The organism is Streptomyces sp. NPDC047085, assembly GCF_040643735.1.
In the GTDB taxonomy this organism is placed as follows: domain Bacteria; phylum Actinomycetota; class Actinomycetes; order Streptomycetales; family Streptomycetaceae; genus Streptomyces.
The window spans coordinates 1-16,205 of record NZ_JBEYUW010000019.1 but is presented as its reverse complement, the minus strand read 5'-3'; the positions used below and the strand labels follow the sequence as shown (position 1 = coordinate 16,205).

Annotated in this window: 12 protein-coding genes and 3 pseudogenes; 8 read left to right on the top strand and 7 right to left on the bottom strand. The window is 67.5% G+C overall.

Features of this window, described 5'->3' with window-relative positions:
• Positions 1-314 precede the first annotated feature (314 nt).
• The 3 genes from ABZ865_RS39110 to ABZ865_RS39100 all read left to right on the top strand — a co-directional run bounded on the left by ABZ865_RS39110 (position 315) and on the right by ABZ865_RS39100 (position 3,379).
• Entirely contained in the window at positions 315-821 is a 507-nt protein-coding gene (locus ABZ865_RS39110) for a hypothetical protein (protein ID WP_361241339.1), read from the top strand.
• Between the two features lie 490 nt (positions 822-1,311).
• Positions 1,312-2,070: a GntR family transcriptional regulator gene (locus ABZ865_RS39105; protein ID WP_361241336.1), complete on the top strand. Its 759-nt coding sequence runs from the start codon at positions 1,312-1,314 to the stop codon at positions 2,068-2,070.
• Between the two features lie 49 nt (positions 2,071-2,119).
• Positions 2,120-3,379, top strand: coding sequence for an MFS transporter (locus ABZ865_RS39100; protein WP_361241333.1), 1,260 nt, complete (start codon positions 2,120-2,122; stop codon positions 3,377-3,379).
• 55 nt (positions 3,380-3,434) lie between these two features.
• On the opposite strand, the gene ABZ865_RS39095 is transcribed toward ABZ865_RS39100, so the two are convergent.
• A complete protein-coding gene (locus tag ABZ865_RS39095) occupies positions 3,435-3,710 on the bottom strand; it encodes a hypothetical protein (RefSeq protein ID WP_361241331.1) in 276 nt (91 codons plus the stop codon).
• 74 nt (positions 3,711-3,784) lie between these two features.
• On the opposite strand from ABZ865_RS39095, the gene ABZ865_RS39090 reads away from it, so the two are divergent.
• Positions 3,785-4,021, top strand: coding sequence for a hypothetical protein (locus ABZ865_RS39090; protein ID WP_361241328.1), 237 nt, complete (start codon positions 3,785-3,787; stop codon positions 4,019-4,021).
• 1,664 nt (positions 4,022-5,685) lie between these two features.
• Here ABZ865_RS39090 and ABZ865_RS39085 read toward each other — a convergent pair.
• Both ABZ865_RS39085 and ABZ865_RS39080 read right to left on the bottom strand, forming a co-directional pair.
• Positions 5,686-5,850, bottom strand: a pseudogene (locus ABZ865_RS39085) (IS5/IS1182 family transposase); the annotation flags it as partial.
• A gap of 175 nt (positions 5,851-6,025) precedes the next feature.
• Positions 6,026-6,937 carry a hypothetical protein gene (locus ABZ865_RS39080; protein WP_361241325.1) on the bottom strand — a complete coding sequence of 304 codons (912 nt, stop codon included), beginning with the start codon at positions 6,935-6,937 and terminating at the stop codon, positions 6,026-6,028.
• 829 nt (positions 6,938-7,766) lie between these two features.
• Here ABZ865_RS39080 and ABZ865_RS39075 point away from each other — a divergent pair.
• Both ABZ865_RS39075 and ABZ865_RS39070 read left to right on the top strand, forming a co-directional pair.
• On the top strand, positions 7,767-8,933 hold the full coding sequence (locus tag ABZ865_RS39075; RefSeq protein WP_361241323.1) for an alanine--tRNA ligase-related protein: 1,167 nt from the start codon (positions 7,767-7,769) through the stop codon (positions 8,931-8,933).
• Between the two features lie 554 nt (positions 8,934-9,487).
• Positions 9,488-11,758 (top strand): PAS domain S-box protein, encoded by a 2,271-nt coding sequence (locus ABZ865_RS39070; protein WP_361241321.1) that lies wholly within the window; start codon positions 9,488-9,490, stop codon positions 11,756-11,758.
• Between the two features lie 37 nt (positions 11,759-11,795).
• On the opposite strand, the pseudogene ABZ865_RS39065 reads toward ABZ865_RS39070, so the two are convergent.
• Positions 11,796-11,997 (bottom strand): annotated as a pseudogene (locus tag ABZ865_RS39065) (type I glyceraldehyde-3-phosphate dehydrogenase); the annotation flags it as partial.
• 288 nt (positions 11,998-12,285) lie between these two features.
• Here ABZ865_RS39065 and ABZ865_RS39060 point away from each other — a divergent pair.
• Entirely contained in the window at positions 12,286-12,642 is a 357-nt protein-coding gene (locus ABZ865_RS39060; RefSeq protein ID WP_361241318.1) for a hypothetical protein, read from the top strand.
• A 543-nt stretch (positions 12,643-13,185) separates the two neighbouring features.
• Positions 13,186-13,815, top strand: coding sequence for a class I SAM-dependent methyltransferase (locus tag ABZ865_RS39055; protein ID WP_361241315.1), 630 nt, complete (start codon positions 13,186-13,188; stop codon positions 13,813-13,815).
• A 120-nt stretch (positions 13,816-13,935) separates the two neighbouring features.
• Here ABZ865_RS39055 and ABZ865_RS39050 read toward each other — a convergent pair whose 3' ends face one another.
• From ABZ865_RS39050 to ABZ865_RS39040, 3 genes and pseudogenes are all read right to left on the bottom strand, one after another.
• Positions 13,936-14,058: a hypothetical protein gene (locus ABZ865_RS39050; protein WP_361241313.1), complete on the bottom strand. Its 123-nt coding sequence runs from the start codon at positions 14,056-14,058 to the stop codon at positions 13,936-13,938.
• Positions 14,059-14,357: 299 nt separating this feature from the next.
• Positions 14,358-15,520 (bottom strand): annotated as a pseudogene (locus ABZ865_RS39045) (IS3 family transposase).
• Positions 15,521-15,782: 262 nt separating this feature from the next.
• Positions 15,783-15,998, bottom strand: coding sequence for a hypothetical protein (locus ABZ865_RS39040; protein WP_361241310.1), 216 nt, complete (start codon positions 15,996-15,998; stop codon positions 15,783-15,785).
• Positions 15,999-16,205 lie beyond the last annotated feature (207 nt).

Below are 16,205 nucleotides of genomic sequence, written 5' to 3'. Positions count from 1 at the left end.
CGAACATGTCCTGCCAGCCGGCTGGATCTATGCTGTGACCTGCGGCCACCGCCTGATCTTCTGTCTTCACACACCGATGATCACCGGTGGTCGCATCCGTTTCGTATGCCGCCGATCGTTGAGCGGAAGGTGCCGGGTTGTCGGTGCCGTGATCGGGCTGACCCAGCCGAGCGACTACAAGACAACAACGAGCGCGCAACGGGTGGATGGCGACGCTGGGGCCAAACCCCGCTCGCCCCCTACCGTCTCGGACAGGGGGCGTGACGAGTACCCCGGGCAGGGGGCTAGGCATGTGGTCGACCACTTCACGTCCGGTGTTCCGGCGCTTCGTCGGCGCGGTCGTGGTCGGCGTGGCCCTGGCCGCAACCTCTGGATGCACCGTTCCCTCCGACGCCGTTGCCAGCATCTCTGTGACCGCCGATGGCCATCTGCTGGGCGTCATGATGGTCTGCGGTCATCAGATTGATGGCGCGACCCTCTACGTGGACAGCGACGACGTCGACAAGCAGGTGACGGTCGGTTCATGGACCGCTGACCGCCGCCTCACGTCGGGTCTCGCCACCTGGACCCTCGATTCTCCGGCTGCCGGCTGGACCGCGACCGGATCCCTCGCTCCGCTCACCGCCAAGACCACCTACGCGCTCTACGGCTGGACCAAGGACAACTCGTGGTCAGCGAGCAGCGTCTCCTTCACCCTGGCCGACCGGGACCGGCTCACCCCGGGCAAGGTCCGCTACGACAGCATCTCGGACAACGGCGTCGAATCCGCAATCACCGTCTCCATAGCGGACTTCAAGGCCAAGGCCTGTCAGAACCTGTAGCGCTACGGCGCCTTCGGCCAGGTCGAGAGGCTCACGTTCGCGGGAGGCACGCGCTCCACCGTCGCCGCTGCAAGTTTGCAAGATCACGATCTACAGCTGGAGTACCAGGCCGAGGACGTCACCCCCGTGACCAGCACACCGGCCCGGCCCAGATCGCCACCCCGACCAGGCCCGGTCGGGGTGGCGATGCCACCACCACGTCACCATCCGCCCGTGCACGGCTGCCAGGAGTTCTCGGTTTCGTCCAGCTCTGCGCATCCATGGATCGGCAGAAGCTGGTTCTTGCCGGACCGCTGCCCCCGCACCAGCACGCCATGTCCGCCTCTTGGCGGCCGATCAGCGGCGAGTTGGTCTGCTTGCCGACTACCTCCGTAGGCGCATGAGCTCGGAGCGTATTGCTACTCCAGCAGCTTTTTCCTGGTGCAGTAACTTGCCAACGCCCCCTGGGAATGACCAGGTGCCGCAGAACAGGACAACCGGAGGATCATCCATGCCCCGAAAGGCGCCGTACCTCGCTGTTGCCGACGTGCTGCGCGCGCGGATTCTCGCCGGAGAGTGGGAGATCGGGGAGCGCCTGCCGTCCCGGGCACGGCTTGCCGTGGAGTACGGGGTCGGACGCAACGTCATACAGAGGGCCATGGACCGTTTGATCATCGAGGGTCTCCTCGAAGGCCGCGCCGGCTCGGGCACCTACGTCCGCAGACCGCGAGAGCGCCTCCGGTTGGTCCGCTCGCGGCACCGCGAACGCCGGGAGGGCTCTCCCCCCTGGCAGGACAGGAGGGAGCGGGGCAGGGCCGACGCCTGGGATTCACATAGTCAGGTGCGCGTCCCCGCACCCGAGCCAATTGCCGAGCGGCTCGCCATCAGCCCCGGGGACCTCTGCGTCTATACGCATTACGAGTTCCTCGCCGACGGGCAACCTGTCCAGCTTTCCGAATCCTGGGAGCCGATGGCTATCACGGATGGAACGCCGATTGTGCTGCCCGAGATGGGTCCCCTGGCGGGTAAAGGGGTGGTTGAGCGCATGCATTCCATTGACGTGGTCATCTCGACTGTGGTCGAGGTGCCGCGCCCGGCTCGTGCCACCCAGGTGCAGGCGAACCTTCTGGGGATCAGCGTGGGGGACCTCGTGCTGCAGATCGAGCGGACGATCTTCGACACGGACGGACGTCCGGTGGAAACGGCCGACATGGTCATTCCGGATATGCGCCGGGAAGTGGTCTACGAGTTCGGAGTCGACCGTCCGTAGTCGTTGAAGCCATGAGAGAGACATCGAAAATTCGACAGTAAGGTATTCCATGGCAAAATCCTCCCGGCTCGACCTCTTACGTAATCGGGACTTCGGGCGATTGTTTGCTGCCACTGCGCTCGGTCAGTTGGGTGACCGCATCATCTTTCTGGACCTGCCTCTGATTGCTATCGCGGCATTGCATGCCGACGAGTTCCAGGTGGGATTACTGACCGCGATGACTTCGGCAGGATCGCTCCTGGTCGGGTTGCCGGCAGGTGCGTGGGTCGACCGTATGCGGAAGCGATCGGTGATGATCAGCACTGATCTCGCTCGCGCGCTGTTCCTCTTGACGGTTCCGGCGGCATGGTGGGCGGGCCTTCTCACCATCTGGTGGCTCTATGCAGTCGCCTTGGTTCATGGAGTGTTGACTGTTTTCTTCGATGTTGCGTACGTCAGCTATCTCCCGCACGTGGTGGGACGCAGCAATCTCGTGGAAGGAAACTCAAAACTGTCGGCCATACGCTCGGTGACCAGTATCAGCGGGCCGACGGTGGCGGGGCCGTTGGTCGGCCTGGTTGGAGCTCCGGCAACGCTTTTGGTGAGTTCGGCCGGTATGGCTATGTCAGGGCTGCTCGCGATTACCATCCGGAAACGCGAAGAGAAGCCTGAGCCGAGTGAACATCCGCAATTGGCTCGAGAGATCAAGGAGGGACTGAAGTTCGTCGTCAAGTACCCTACCCTCCGTGCGATCATGCTGGGGGACGCGCTATTCAATCTCTTCCTGGTCATGTATCAGACCATGTTGCTGGTCTTTTTGGAGCGGGAGATTGGTCTCGAGCCCTTTGGTATCGGCCTCATTTTCTCGGGAATGGGTTGTGGTGCCTTGCTCGGCGCACTGTTGGCAACCAGGGTCTCCAAGCGGGTCGGGCAAGGTCCGGTCATCTGGCTGGCGTCGCTGGTTACCTGTCCGTTGACCGTGCTCATGCCGTTGGCACGCGCGGGTTGGAGCGTGTATGTGGCTGCGATCGGACTCGCGGCTCTGTCACTGGGTGGAGTCGTCCGCGTGGTGGCTCAGTCAAGCTTCCAGCAGGCCCTGACGCCGGATCGGCTTCTGGGTCGGATGAGCGCAACAGCTCGGTTTGTTTCCTGGGGTGGCATTCCTCTCGGTGGGCTTTTGGGTGGAGCCTCGGGTTCCGTGTTCGGAGCGGCAGGCACTTTGTGCATCGGTGCAGCGGGTATGACGCTGAGTGTCCTCCCCAACTTCATGTCACCGCTTCGGACAATGCGCACGTTGCCCACGGAGAAGGCCCCCGAGTTCGCGCGTTGAGGTGTCGCTAATGGCTGACAAACAAGCGTGTACGACCTGTAGCGCCAAGGGGTCTTCACTCAGAAATGAAGTGAGTGCGATCGAGGGGGATGATGACGGCCGATTGTTTGGTGGCCTGCTCGCGCAGGGCTGTGTTTTCCGCGAGCAAGACGGCGATGACGGTAGCGGCTGCGTCGACCTGGTCCTGGAGTTGCTGTCGCACTTGCCGGTTGTTCTTGAGTTGGCGGCGAAGGTCAGAGATCTCCTGCGTTTGCCGTTGGTCGTGGAGACTTGCCGGGCTCTGGCCGATGCGGTCGTCCCAATCAGCGAGCACGTCGGTGGCGCGGTTCACTTCCAGGCCTTCGCACCGACAGGGTTGTTCTCGTCCATGGTGCAGCAGTTGAGCTTCCCGAACCGGATCGACAGGTGCGTGCGCTTGAGCAGGCCGCGCTCGACGCGAATATCCCCTCGCTGGGCCTTCCCACTCGCTCGGAGATCTTCGGCCTTCTCCCGGACGGCAGCGAAAGCCAAACACATCTGGTCAGCACCGGGCCCGAAGCCGATGGCCTCGCCGCGACTTTCGGCATCGAAAAGGTCCCTCAGCCGTTGGAACCGACGTTCGGCGATGGCGGTGGTGAGGAGACGGGCCAGGAGGGGTCGTGATCCATGTAGGGCCAGGCACTCGACCGCGCGTTCGCGGGGCTGGAGACTGTCGTGCCAAGGGCCTCGGCTGTCGTCCGGCCTGGACACCTCGCGCTCCGTCGATCAGGCTGGTGCGGATGCGGCCCTCGGCGACGAGCCGTTCGGCGGCGGCTCGACGGGCCAGGCCGGCGCGGTTCTGCTTCGTGAAGAAGGCCTGGGCTGGTCGCCCAGAACGACATCGGCGAAGGCCCGTCGGCCGCTGTTGGGGGGCAGCTGGTCGGCGCGACGCTGGTTCTTGCAGAGGCGCTGGCGAGTGGGCACGGTCTTCTGGCATCTCGTCACCCGCCTGGGCCATGACCTTCCCCTGCTGACGCGCGGTCCGCGGATGAGTGCGGTGTGCTGACCTTCAGGGACCGCTCATCTGCGGGCCGTCTCGCTGGAAAAACGACCACTCCGTCTTGGAAGCCACACTCGAGTCCCTGGGAGGAACGATCAGCGGACTGCAAGAGTTCACCGCTAGCGGAACGTTCACTCCCCCACAGGGAGTCACCTCCGTACACGTTCAAGCGTGGGGTGCAGGAGGCGGCGGTGGCGGCGGGGCAACCAACCCCACCCCGCACGATCCTGAACCAGGGACGGGCGGCGGTGGAGGCGGCGGCGGTGGCTTCGTCTGGTGCACCATCCCAGTCATTTCCGGGCAGACATACACGGTGACTGTCGGAACTGGGGGCGGCGGCGGAGACGGGGGCACCGAAGGCGTCTATGCCGGACATGGAGGTGCTGGAGGCGCGTCATCGGTGGCCACGTCCGGTGGCACCACCCTGGTTTCCGCATACGGAGCCACCGGTGGCGCTCCTGGATACCTAGGCCCCGCGCCTCCGGGCGGCGCTGGAGGTGGCGGCGGAGACGGCATGTCCACAACCGGAGGCGTGATCCGCCGCGGCAGCGATGGCGAGGAGGGCTCGGTCGGCGGCGACCCCATTGCTGGGCTAGGCGGTGATGTTGCCAACGGCATCGTCGCTCTGCCACAAGGTCGGGCCGTTGGCGGGAAGGGCGGCAACGGTGGAGGCCGCTGGGGGTGGGCCGGACGCTCAGGAGGTGACGGGTACATCGTCATCTGGTGGTAGCGCCGCAGGCACTCGTCCCTCCGACAGACCCAGCTTTGGACCGTTGGGGTCGTTGTGCTGCGCATGACGAGTTTGATCGAGCGGTTGGTGCCGGAGGAGTTGTGGGTGTTGTTCCGGCGTGTGGTGCCGGAGAAGGCGGTAATCGCCCGCAGGGTGGCGGGCGGCGTCGGGGGGGCGTGAGGTGCTGGCGGCGGTCGTGTTCGTCGCGATGACCGGGTGCAGGGGCGTGGGGGAGCTCGGGCGAGCAGGTCTGTCCCACCCGCCAGCGTCGGGCGGGGAGGTTTTCAAGAAGCCTCATCAACGGATCCGGAGGAGTTCGAATCGATGTGGCGCCCGGCGGATTCGGGAACAGCTTTACTGTCTGCCCCGCCGGGCAGAAGGCCATCTCCGGCGGCTGGGTCTACAGCAGCGGGACGATCGTCTACGGCTCTTTCCAGGCTACAACCAATGCCAATGGCGACAGTTGGGGCACCACCGTTCACAATCCCACCAAGACCAAACCTGGCAGGGGCTACGGCTACTGTGCGCCAGCCTCCTGACGAGTCATCTACCACTGCGCCGTCCGGCTGGGTCAGTCACTGCCTGCAGGTGCACTCCGTGTCGGCTCGTGGGAGTCGTCCGCCCGGCTGTCGCCGACCCGGTCGCACTCCGCCGGCGTGCCCTCAGCAGGACGTGATCGGGATCGGCCTCCCGCAGGACGCGCAGCAGGCCGGGTGCACTCTGGTCGCTGCCCAAGCGGCACCTGGCCGGCTTCGCCGCCGACCTCACGCACCTCACCCGGGTGATCAAGCGGAAGTTGAAACAGATCCGGTACCGGCCCCACCTCGTCGACGGCTGCCTCCCGCCCGCCGGCCTGGCCGTGGATCACAACGCGATCAGGTCACCGGACACCACGAGTTCAGCCTGAGGAACACAGACCGCGATACGGGTCCCGCGGGGCCCGGGCCTGGGAGACAAGGGTGAACCCTCCTTCACGCCCCGCGCCTGTCTCCCGCCTCCGAGTCCCCGTCCGTGCATCGGCCGCGATGGCCCAGCTGCCTCGGGCCTGCACCTGGTAGACGCCAGGCCCAGGCAGGCGGAACGGCAGGTCGGCGTCGCCCTTGCCGCGGGCCGCCTCGGCCCACTCGGCGAGGTCGTCGTCCAGGGCCAGTAGCCGTACGTCGCCGCGCCCGCGGTGCCGCAGCACGGCCGGGCCGCCCGGGCCCGCGTACCGTACGAGGTCCCCGCCGCGCCCGTGGATCCGCTCGGTGAACTGCGGTACGGCGTCGACGGGTTCGACTTCGACCCACGCCTCCCAATCGGCCCGGGCCGCGGCCCCCGAACTCCACCTGGAACCGGGCCACTTCGCGGTTGCCCTAGCGCCGCAGCGGCACCCGGGCGTGCACCGCTCGAAGCCGTCGCCCAGTATGTAGCCCTTGCGCTGGTTGCCGCGCAGCAGCAGGACGACGGTCGGCTGCTCGGCGTTGTCGCTGCGCACCACCAGCACGGCGGGCCGGCCCACGGCCGGCAGCCGCACCCGCGTGGATCCAGGGCCCTGCCCGAACTCCCGCTCGCCCCCATCAGGATGGGCGGCGGCCCCCACGGGCTCTGGCTGCCGGAGCGCGGCCCCGGACCCCACCCGTCGGGGGACGGGAAGCCTCCCTCCTCCCCCACCGCACCGCTCCTCCAGCCGCAACCCGCACGCCGCGCACACCGCGACATTGCGGGTGGCCGCGTCCGGAGGAGCCCAGGGCAGCTCGCGCACGGCCCGCCCGTGCCGGGCGTCGAAGAAGCACAGCCGCAGCCGATGGGGCAGCGGCAGCCCCGCCACTTCAGCCGCTGGGAGACGATCGACCCCGCGCGGTACAACACGTAGGCGGACGACCCGGGCGAGCTCTACCTGGGCAACCTTTCCACCGCCGCGGGCTGGAAGACCGGCGGCTGGACCCGCTGGGCGGTCACCGACCCCGTCGACCGCTCCTGCCCCGAGTGCGGCACCGCGGAGGTCCCACTCCTCACCATCGTCTCCTCGGAATGGGACTCCGGCAGCGTGACCTGGATCCCCGAGGAGGAACGGACGACTCCGACCCCGCATCCCTGGCGCCATCCGGACGGCAACTTCACCAAGATCGACATAGTCGGCGGCAACAACCTGCAACTCCGCGTCTGCCCCGACTCTCTGAACCATCCCCACATCGCACTGGTCCACTGCGCCCTTGCGGAAGCCCTCCGCGCCGACGCGTACGCCACAATGGGCACCGCGATCGACTCTCCAGTCAGCAGCCTTGGCCAACTGCCAGATGATCCAAACGACGGGCCCCAGGTCAGAGGCAAGTCTGTCGGCGTGGAGCGCGCTCAGGCCATCCGTCCGCTCCGGGCATCCGTTGGAGGGTTTCGCCAGGGACGTCCAAGCCGGAAATCGTGTGGCCCGGGGGCACTGGGCGCGTTACCCTCGGCGCCATGAACGTCACCGGCCGGAGCATCACCGCGACCGCGCGAGCGACCAGCTCGCCGGTTGCCGCCGCCTGACGTACTTCCCCTTCCCACCGGCGACCGGAAACGGTCTGCCGATGGTTCCATGGCGTTCCCGCCCCCGGTTCCGATGATCGTGCGGACCCGTTGTCCGGTGCCTCCACGCTGCGCCAGCAAAGGAGCCACCCATGACCACCGATCAGATCGTCCGCACGTTCGTCGAGTACTTCGAGGAGCGCGGCCACCGCCGGATCACCGGCTCGACCCTGCTGCCGCCTCCCGGCGACCCGGTGCTGTTCACCACCTCGGGCATGCACCCGCTCACCCCGTACCTGGAGGGACGCCCGCACCCTCTCGGCAAGCGGCTGGTCAATGTGCAGCGCTGTCTGCGCACCACGGACCTCGACGAGGTCGGGGATCGAACCCATTTGACTGTCTTCGAGATGCTCGGCACCTGGTCGCTCGGCGACTACGAGGGACCGCAGAGCCTCGACTGGGGTTACGGACTGCTCACCGAGGGGCTCGGAGTCGATCCGGGGCTGCTCCATGTCACGGTCTTCGGCGGCGATCACCAGACCGGCCTGGACACCGCTTCCCTGGAGCTGTGGCAGGAGCGCGGGGTGCCGGTGGAACTCACCGTCGAGGACAACTGGTGGTCCAACGGCCCGACCGGCCCGTGCGGCCCAGACTCGGAGATCTTCCTGTGGACCGGTGACACCCCGCCGGAGTCGACGCCGACCGGTGACGACCGCTGGGTGGAGGTGTGGAACCACGTGATGATGCGCCATCGACGGCTCTCCGACGGTTCACTCGTGCCGCTCCCGCAGCGCAACGTCGACACCGGACTCGGCCTGGAACGGCTGGCCTCGCTGTTGCAGGGCCGGCGGTCGGTGTTCGAGTGCGACCTCTTCGACCCCTGGCGCCGGATCGTGCCGACTTTGTGGCAGCTGGACGAATCCTCGCTGCGGCTGGTCTGCGACCACCTGCGCTCGGCCATCGTGGTGATCGGCGACGGGGTGAACCCGGCCAACACCGGCCGCGGCTACGTGCTGCGCCGCCTGGTACGTCGGGTGCTCGCCGTGCTGTTGCGGGACGATCCGTGGTGCGGTCTTGGAGACCTGCCGGACGAGCTGATCCAGCACACCCTGGACCGCTTTCGCCAGAAAGGAGATCCGAACGTCGTGCGCCAGGTGCTGTTCGAGGAGGAGCGCCGTTTCCGTCGGCTCCTGGAGCGCGGCCGGCAGGTACTGGCTCGACCCCGATTCCGAGGACCGTTGAGCGAAGAGGACTTCCACTACCTCCACGACACCCATGGTCTTCCGCGCGAGCTCGTCCTGAACCTGCGGTCGCAGTGACGGCGGTTCACAGCGCCCCACCTGTGTGGTGGATACCCGGTCGCGAAAGCAGGGATCCACCACACAACAGGAGTGCCGATCCGCCACACCCGCTCTCGGTCCACTTCGTCAGCGAACGCGACCAGGCGAGACCATAAAAAACGAGCTAAGAGCGTGTCCCACGTGGCCGTGGTCTACGTGTGACGTCCGGCTGTCCCGTCCCGTTGGACGTTCTCCCCGTCACGCCTGATTCTCTCGATAGGTCGGGCTTCGGCCGGGTCATGAGGGGATCCCCTGGGCTGTCCGGAGGCCATGTGGGGGCCGGGTCGGCCCTGATTGCCCGGGACGCATGCGCGAGCGTCGCCGCTTCCCGCGGTGACCGGGCGAACGTCGCCGAACAGCGGTCACCGCGGTCGTCGTCGGTGGACAAGTTCGGGCAGTCGGGGCCCATTACGCGACATGGCGCCGCACAGCCATGCGGTTTGCGCTCAAATGACCTGTCGCATCGTGAGCCTGGGGCAAGGACGAAAATGAGCGGCTTGGCCGAAACAGCACCACCTGATCCCTCCCACCCGGTGGAACTTGACACGTGCCGATGCGGCTCGCGGGTTCCCGCCGGCGTCCCGGGCGCCGCGGAGGAGAGGTTCCGGGGGCTGCTCGAGGCGGCGCCCGATGCCATGGTCATCGTCGACGACACCGGCACCATACGCCTCGTCAACGCCCAGACAGAGGCCCTCTTCGGCTACCGCCGCGAAGAACTCCTGGGCCACCCCGTCGAACTCCTCGTCCCCGACCGCTTCCGCACCCACCACACCGAACACCGCAACGGCTACGCCCACAACCAGCAGGTGCGCCCCATGGGCGCCGGACTCGACCTGTACGGCCTGCGCAAGGACGGCACCGAGTTCCCCGTCGAGATCAGCCTCAGCCCCCTGGAAACCACCGACGGCCTCCTCGTCTCCGCCGCCGTACGCGACGTCAGCGAACGCAAGGCCGCGGAGGAGAGGTTCCGGGGGCTGCTCGAGGCGGCGCCGGACGCCATGGTCATCGTCGACGACACCGGCACCATACGCCTCGTCAACGCCCAGACAGAGGCCCTCTTCGGCTACCGCCGCGAAGAACTCCTGGGCCACCCCGTCGAACTCCTCGTCCCCGACCGCTTCCGCACCCACCACACCGAACACCGCAACGGCTACGCCCACAACCAGCAGGTGCGCCCCATGGGCGCCGGACTCGACCTGTACGGCCTGCGCAAGGACGGCACCGAGTTCCCCGTCGAGATCAGCCTCAGCCCCCTGGAAACCACCGACGGCCTCCTCGTCTCCGCCGCCGTACGCGACGTCAGCGAACGCAAGACCGCCGAGGAGCGCATCAACGAGCTCGCCGCGCTGGTCGAGTCCTCGCAGGACGCGATCCTCGCGAAGACCCTCGACGGCCGCATCACGTACTGGAACGCCGCGGCGCAGCGGCTGTACGGGTTCGCGGCGGACGAGGTCCTGGGACGGCATGTGTCCATGCTGGCCCCCTCCACGGGGAGGCACGAGATCACCGCGCTCCTGGAGCGGCTGCGCCGAGGCGAGAAGGTCGAGCACTTCGAGACGTTACGGCTCACCCGTTCCGGAGAGCTGCTGGACGTCGATGTCACCCTGTGGCCGACCCGGGCGGCGGACGGCGCGGTCGTCGGGGCGTGCGCGATCGTCCGGGACATCAGCGATCGCAAGCGCGCCGAGGCCGAGTTGACGGAACTGTACGAGCAGCAGCGGCACATCGCCCTGACCCTGCAGCGCAGCCTGATGGGAACGCCGCCCGACATCCCCGGCCTCGCCACCGCCAGCCGCTACCGGCCCGCGACCCAGGGGGCCGGCGTCGGCGGTGACTGGTTCGACCTGATCCCGCTGGGCGCCGGCCGAGTAGGTGTGCTGATCGGTGATGTGATGGGCCGGGGTCTCGAAGCCGCAGCCGTCATGGGACAACTCCGCTCCGCCGCACACGCGTTGGCCAAGACTGGCTTGCAACCGCGCCAGCTGATGCAGGCGATGGACACCGTCGTCGCCGATCTCGACGTCCCCGACCAACTGGTCACCTGCTGCTATCTGGTCATCGCCGCCGACACAGGGGAGGTGACCGTGTGTTCCGCCGGCCACCTGCCGGTTCTCGTCGCCGTCCCGGGTGCCCCCACTCGGCCGCTTCCTGCACCCGTCAACGCTCCCCTCGGCGTCGGTGGGGTGATCTACGAGCACTGCTGCAGCACCATCGAGCCCGGCGCGACTCTCGTGCTCTACACCGACGGTCTGATAGAAACCCCAGGCACCGACATCGAGGACAAGCTGGCCCAGCTCGTCGCCACCCTGGACGAGCTCCCGGCCGCGGCACCCGGTCTGGAGAGCGCCGCTGACCACGTCCTGTCGACGCTGCTGCCCGACGCGGACGGCCACGACGACGTCACGTTGCTGCTGACGCAGCTGCCCGCGGCTCCGCTGGCCACGGCCACCACGGACCTGTCCGCCGCGCCCGAGTCCGTGCCGGCGGGCCGTGACTTCCTCGCCAAGGCACTGAGCACGTGGGGCTGCGCGGGTACGACGGACGACGCGCTCCTGCTGCTCTCGGAAATCCTCACCAATGCCGTGCGGCACGCCCAGGGCCCCATCGGCATCCACGCCTGCCGCACGGACACCGATCTCACCGTGGAGATCAGCGACCGCAGCCCCCACCTGCCCCAGCCACGTCTCGCCGCGGAGGACGAGGAGTCGGGGCGCGGCCTGCTGCTGGTCCGTGCCCTCGCCGACAGCTGGGGCGTGCGGCCCACGGACTTGGGAAAGACGACGTGGTTCAGCCTCAAGCTGTGAGACGCGGTGAGTCGACTCGTCGCGGCCTGCCTTGCCGTCAGCAGTCAGGGACCAGCTCCGTCAGGTCCAACAGCCGGTTCGTGTAGCCCCATTCGTTGTCGTACCAGCCGAAGATCTTGGCGAGGATGCCGTTGGAGCGCGGCGTCGAAGACACAGGAGGCCGGGTCGCCGATGACGTCACGGGAGACGATGGGCGCCGTCGAGAGGCGCAGGATGCCTTTCAGCGGTCCCTCGGCAGCCTCGGCGCAAGCCGCGTCGTCCACCGCTGATCGGCCCAGCCCTGCGCGATCGGGCCCTTGGCCAACTCAGCCTCCAGTACGGCGAACTGGGCGTCGCTCAGCCGGGGAAGCGCGGCCGAACCCGCCGACCGCAGAGCCCGCGTGCCGCCCCTGTCCGCGGCCCGCCGCCACCGCTGGACCGAGCGGACACTGAGCTCTTTCAGCGCTGCTGCTCCAGTGTGAGACTGCACCTGCCTTTCACCGGTCCGTGAACCGGGGCGTTGCACCGACACGCTTCTGGAGCCCCAGGTGTTCGGCAGTCTCGAGACCGCCGGCGAGTTCGCCAACTCCACCGGGGACGGATATGTCGGTCTCAACAACGTGATCGCCGCCGCGGACGTGAACGACGAGGTCGGCCGCTGCGCCCATCTGCTCGAGCAGGACGACTTCGCGCACTTCAGCGCCATTGCCACGGCGGACGGCCCGCGACCCGATCTGGATCAGCACGGCTTGACACACGCCGAACTCGAACTGTTCCGCGACGAGTTGCACGACTGTCTGTGGCAGATGGGCAGCGCGACTGACGGAGGCTGGTCCATCGCGGCCATGCTCAGCTGCGGCCAGTCCAAGACGGTGACAACCAAACCGACGGCGTCGCCCGGCTGAGCACCGCTCGGTGGGCTGCGTAGGCCCGTGTAGGCGACCAGGGCCCCAGGGGGGACGGCGAGGCCGTCACCGCCCCGGGGCCTCTGTCATGCCGCAGACGGCCACATAGGGTCGGCAGCCTCCCTGTCCAATTCCGGCACTGCCCCACTTCACCAGGTCAGAGTCAACGTCAACGCCGATCACGCGGCCGGCACCGAGGCGACAACACACGCGTGCCATGCCGTAGCCAGTGCCGGCGGTCACCAGGACGTCGTCGCCGTCCATGAGCATCGCGTGCCGCAACATGTCCACGACCAGACCCGGCAGCGCCGACGACGAGGTGAGCAGCCCGTCCGCGGTCGCGCCGGCGACGCTGTGGGTTGGTCCTCAGGGAGGCCCTCACCTGGACCGGACCTGGAGACGAACCGGCCTCGTACTCCACCTGGCTTCTCCGAACCACCGGGGCGTCCCGTGATCCGGTGACGGGACGATCAGTCCCGAGGGGATGGACCGGTACAGGGCCGGAGAACGGCTGCGAACGGCGCGGGTGTTAGTTTCCTCCCCGTGTTAAAACACCAGGACGAGACCAGGGCGGCCTACGACGGGGTCGTCGAGCTGTACGCGTCGATGTTCGCCAATCGGTTGGAGACGCAGCCGTTCGCGCGGAACATGATCGGCACCTTCGCCGAGCTCGTGCGTGGCACGGGGAACCTGCGGGCAGCCGACGTCGGGTGCGGACCCGGTCATCTGACAGCCATGCTGCACGACTTGGGGTTGGACGCCTTCGGGCTCGACCTCTCCCCGGCCATGGTCGACCACGCCCGGCGGGCCCATCCGGCGCTGCGGTTCGACGAAGCGCGAATGGAGGCCCTGCCGATCGAGGACAGCTCGCTCGGCGGAGTGCTGGCCCACTACTCGATGATCCACACCCCACCGGGAGAACTGCCCGCGCTGCTCGCCGAGCAGGTGCGTGTCCTGGCACCAGGGGGCCTGCTCCTGGTGTCCCTCTTCGGGACCGAGGGGCCGGAGCCCCTCCGCTTCGACCACAAGGTGGCGCCCGCCTACAGCTGGCCGGCGGAGCGGTTTGCCGAGTTGCTGGCCGGGGCCGGACTCGTCACGGTAGCTCGGTTGCTCCACGACCCAGCGTCCGAGCGGGGCTTCCTCGACACCCACTTCCTGGCCCGCCGCCCGTAGAGCGCGGCCCGGGGCCTGGATCGAGGTGGTGTAGATCATCCGCGTGGATGAAGCTCGTCCGAGGCGCCGTGTTCTGTGCCGGCGGCCAGTGAGCATCGCCGGAGGTGACAACCGTCCAGGTCACGAAGGCTCCGGCGGTGCGGCCGCAGTGGTGCGAGCGAGGTCGACGGACTCCTGCTGCCGGAAGATCTGCGCTTCGAGTTGGGCGAGCTTCTCCTCGGCGTGGCACAGGCTGCTCTGCAAGCCTTCGACCTCCCCGATCCAACCTTCGCGTTCAGCTACCAGCATGAGCGCGAGGAGGTTGTCGCGGATCTCGACGAGTTGCGGACGTTCCGTCGCGTGAACGATGAGGACGGGACAACGGACACAGGCGTGTTCATGAGCACAGCCGGTTCCGGGTTTTCGGTGCATCGGTCACCGAGGACGGGTTTCCGGGCGCCGGTTCAGCGGTCGCCGGCAATCCGGCCTCCGGAGAACTGGGCACCTTTAGTAACAAGATCAAGTACATCGGGGTCTGGTGCAGGTTCAGGTGACAGGTTCGGTCACGCGGCCTGGAGGGCCGGTGTGGTCATGACGGTCTCGAATTCGACGGGTGTCAGCCGGCCGAGTGCGACTTGTCGGCGGCGCCGGTGATAGGTCCGCTCGATCCAGGACACGATCGCGATCCGCAGCTCCTCGCGGGTGGCCCAGCTCCGGCGATCGAGGACGTTCTTCTACAGCAGGCTGAAAAAGGACTCCATGGCCGCGTTGTCGCCGGCCGCCCCGACCCTCCCTATCGATCCGACCATGCGGTGCCGGTCGAGGGCCCGGACGAACTTCCGGGACCGGAACTGCGAGCCGCGATCGCTGTGCAGGATGCACCCGTCGACGTGTTCCCGCCGGGCCACGGCGTTGTTCAGGGCGGTCACGGCCAGGCGGGACTTCATCCGCGCGTCGATGGAGTAGCCCACGATCCTCTTGCTGAAGACGTCCTTGATCGCACAGAGATACAGCTTCCCTTCACCGGTGGCGTGTTCGGTGATGTCGGCGAGCCACAGCCGGTTCGGGCCGGTCGCGTTGAAGTTGCGGCTCACGAGATCGTCGTGCACCGGCGGGCCGGCCTTCTTGCCCCTGCCGCGCTTCTTGCCGAACGCACTCCACCAGCGGTTGTCCCGGCAGATCCGCCACGCGGTCCGGTCCGCCATCCGAGCCCCGGCACCACGCGCTTCATCGGCCAGGAAGCGGTAGCCGAATTCCGGGTCGTCGCGGTGAGCGTCGAGCAGTGCGTTCGCGCGATACGACTCCTCCAGTACGGCGTCGGCCACCGGCTTGTCGAGCCAGCGGTAGTAGGGCTGTCTGGCGAGCTTCAGCACCCGGCACGTCACCGTGACGGGCATCCCGTCCACGGCCAGCTCCTTCACGAGCGGGTAGATCCTTTTCCCGGCAGATGCGCCTGCGACAGATAGGCCGCGGCCCGGCGCAGGACCTCGTTCTCCTGCTCCAGCAGCTTGATCCGCCGACGCGCTTCCCGCAGTTCCGCGCTCTCCTGGCTGGTCACCCCGGGCTTGGACCCGTCATCGATGTCCGCCCGGCGCATCCACTTCCACAACGTCATCGGGTGAACCCCGAAATCGGTGGCCACCTGCTCCACCGTGACACCCGGGCCGCGGTTCCTCGCGACCCGCACGACGTCCTCGCGGAACTCTTCCGGATAGGGCTTGGGCACAGCGACATCCTTCCCACCCGCCCCTCAGGGCAAGCCAGTTCAGATGTCACCCGATCGTGCAGCAGACCCTCCATCGCGTGGGTTCCGATGCCTTCGCTTCGCTCAGGCATCGGAGCGTACCGGTTGTCCGGTGACAACGAACTTGGACGGATTGTCAGTGAAGTTGGATCGGCGGGCGCTGTTCCCGTTGACCGCGTTTCCACGCGCGTCAGCGTAGGGGCCCCGCTGTCGGCGGGAGCCACTGCCCAGGCATGGTGCGGCGTCAGGTCAATGAGTGCACGATGTGGACGGTGGCCTGGACCGTCTCCTCTCCTGGGGAGAGGCGTCCGCCAGGCTCCGGGGCGGTGATGAGGACGGAGGAGGTTCGGTCGTTGATCTGGCGGTCGAGGCTGGGCGCGTCCGAGGTGAGCTCGAGCCTTTCGCCTTCGAAGTCACGGCCGTCGAACAGCGTGACAGTCCAACCGCCGGGTACGCGCACGGAAGAGATGATGTCGTTGAAGTCCTCGGCAAGGACGGTGGCACCCGGCGCGCTCCGCCATTCGGGCTACTCACGTCCAACCTCGTCGGCAGTCGATCACTGGTGATCGCTAAGAGAGCATCTGATCAATGTTCACGCTGGTGTGAGTGGGATGTCCGTTTCGATTCGCCAGGTAGGTGTGGATTCTCCGGTCAGTTCGCGGGACAT

What these genes read in the sequence shown, in the direction of transcription:
- ABZ865_RS39105 (WP_361241336.1), top strand. Translation starts at nt 1,312, where the DNA reads ATGCCCCGAAAGGCGCCGTACCTCGCTGTTGCCGACGTGCTGCGCGCG.
- ABZ865_RS39100 (WP_361241333.1), top strand. Translation starts at nt 2,120, where the DNA reads ATGGCAAAATCCTCCCGGCTCGACCTCTTACGTAATCGGGACTTCGGG.
- ABZ865_RS39075 (WP_361241323.1), top strand. Translation starts at nt 7,767, where the DNA reads ATGACCACCGATCAGATCGTCCGCACGTTCGTCGAGTACTTCGAGGAG.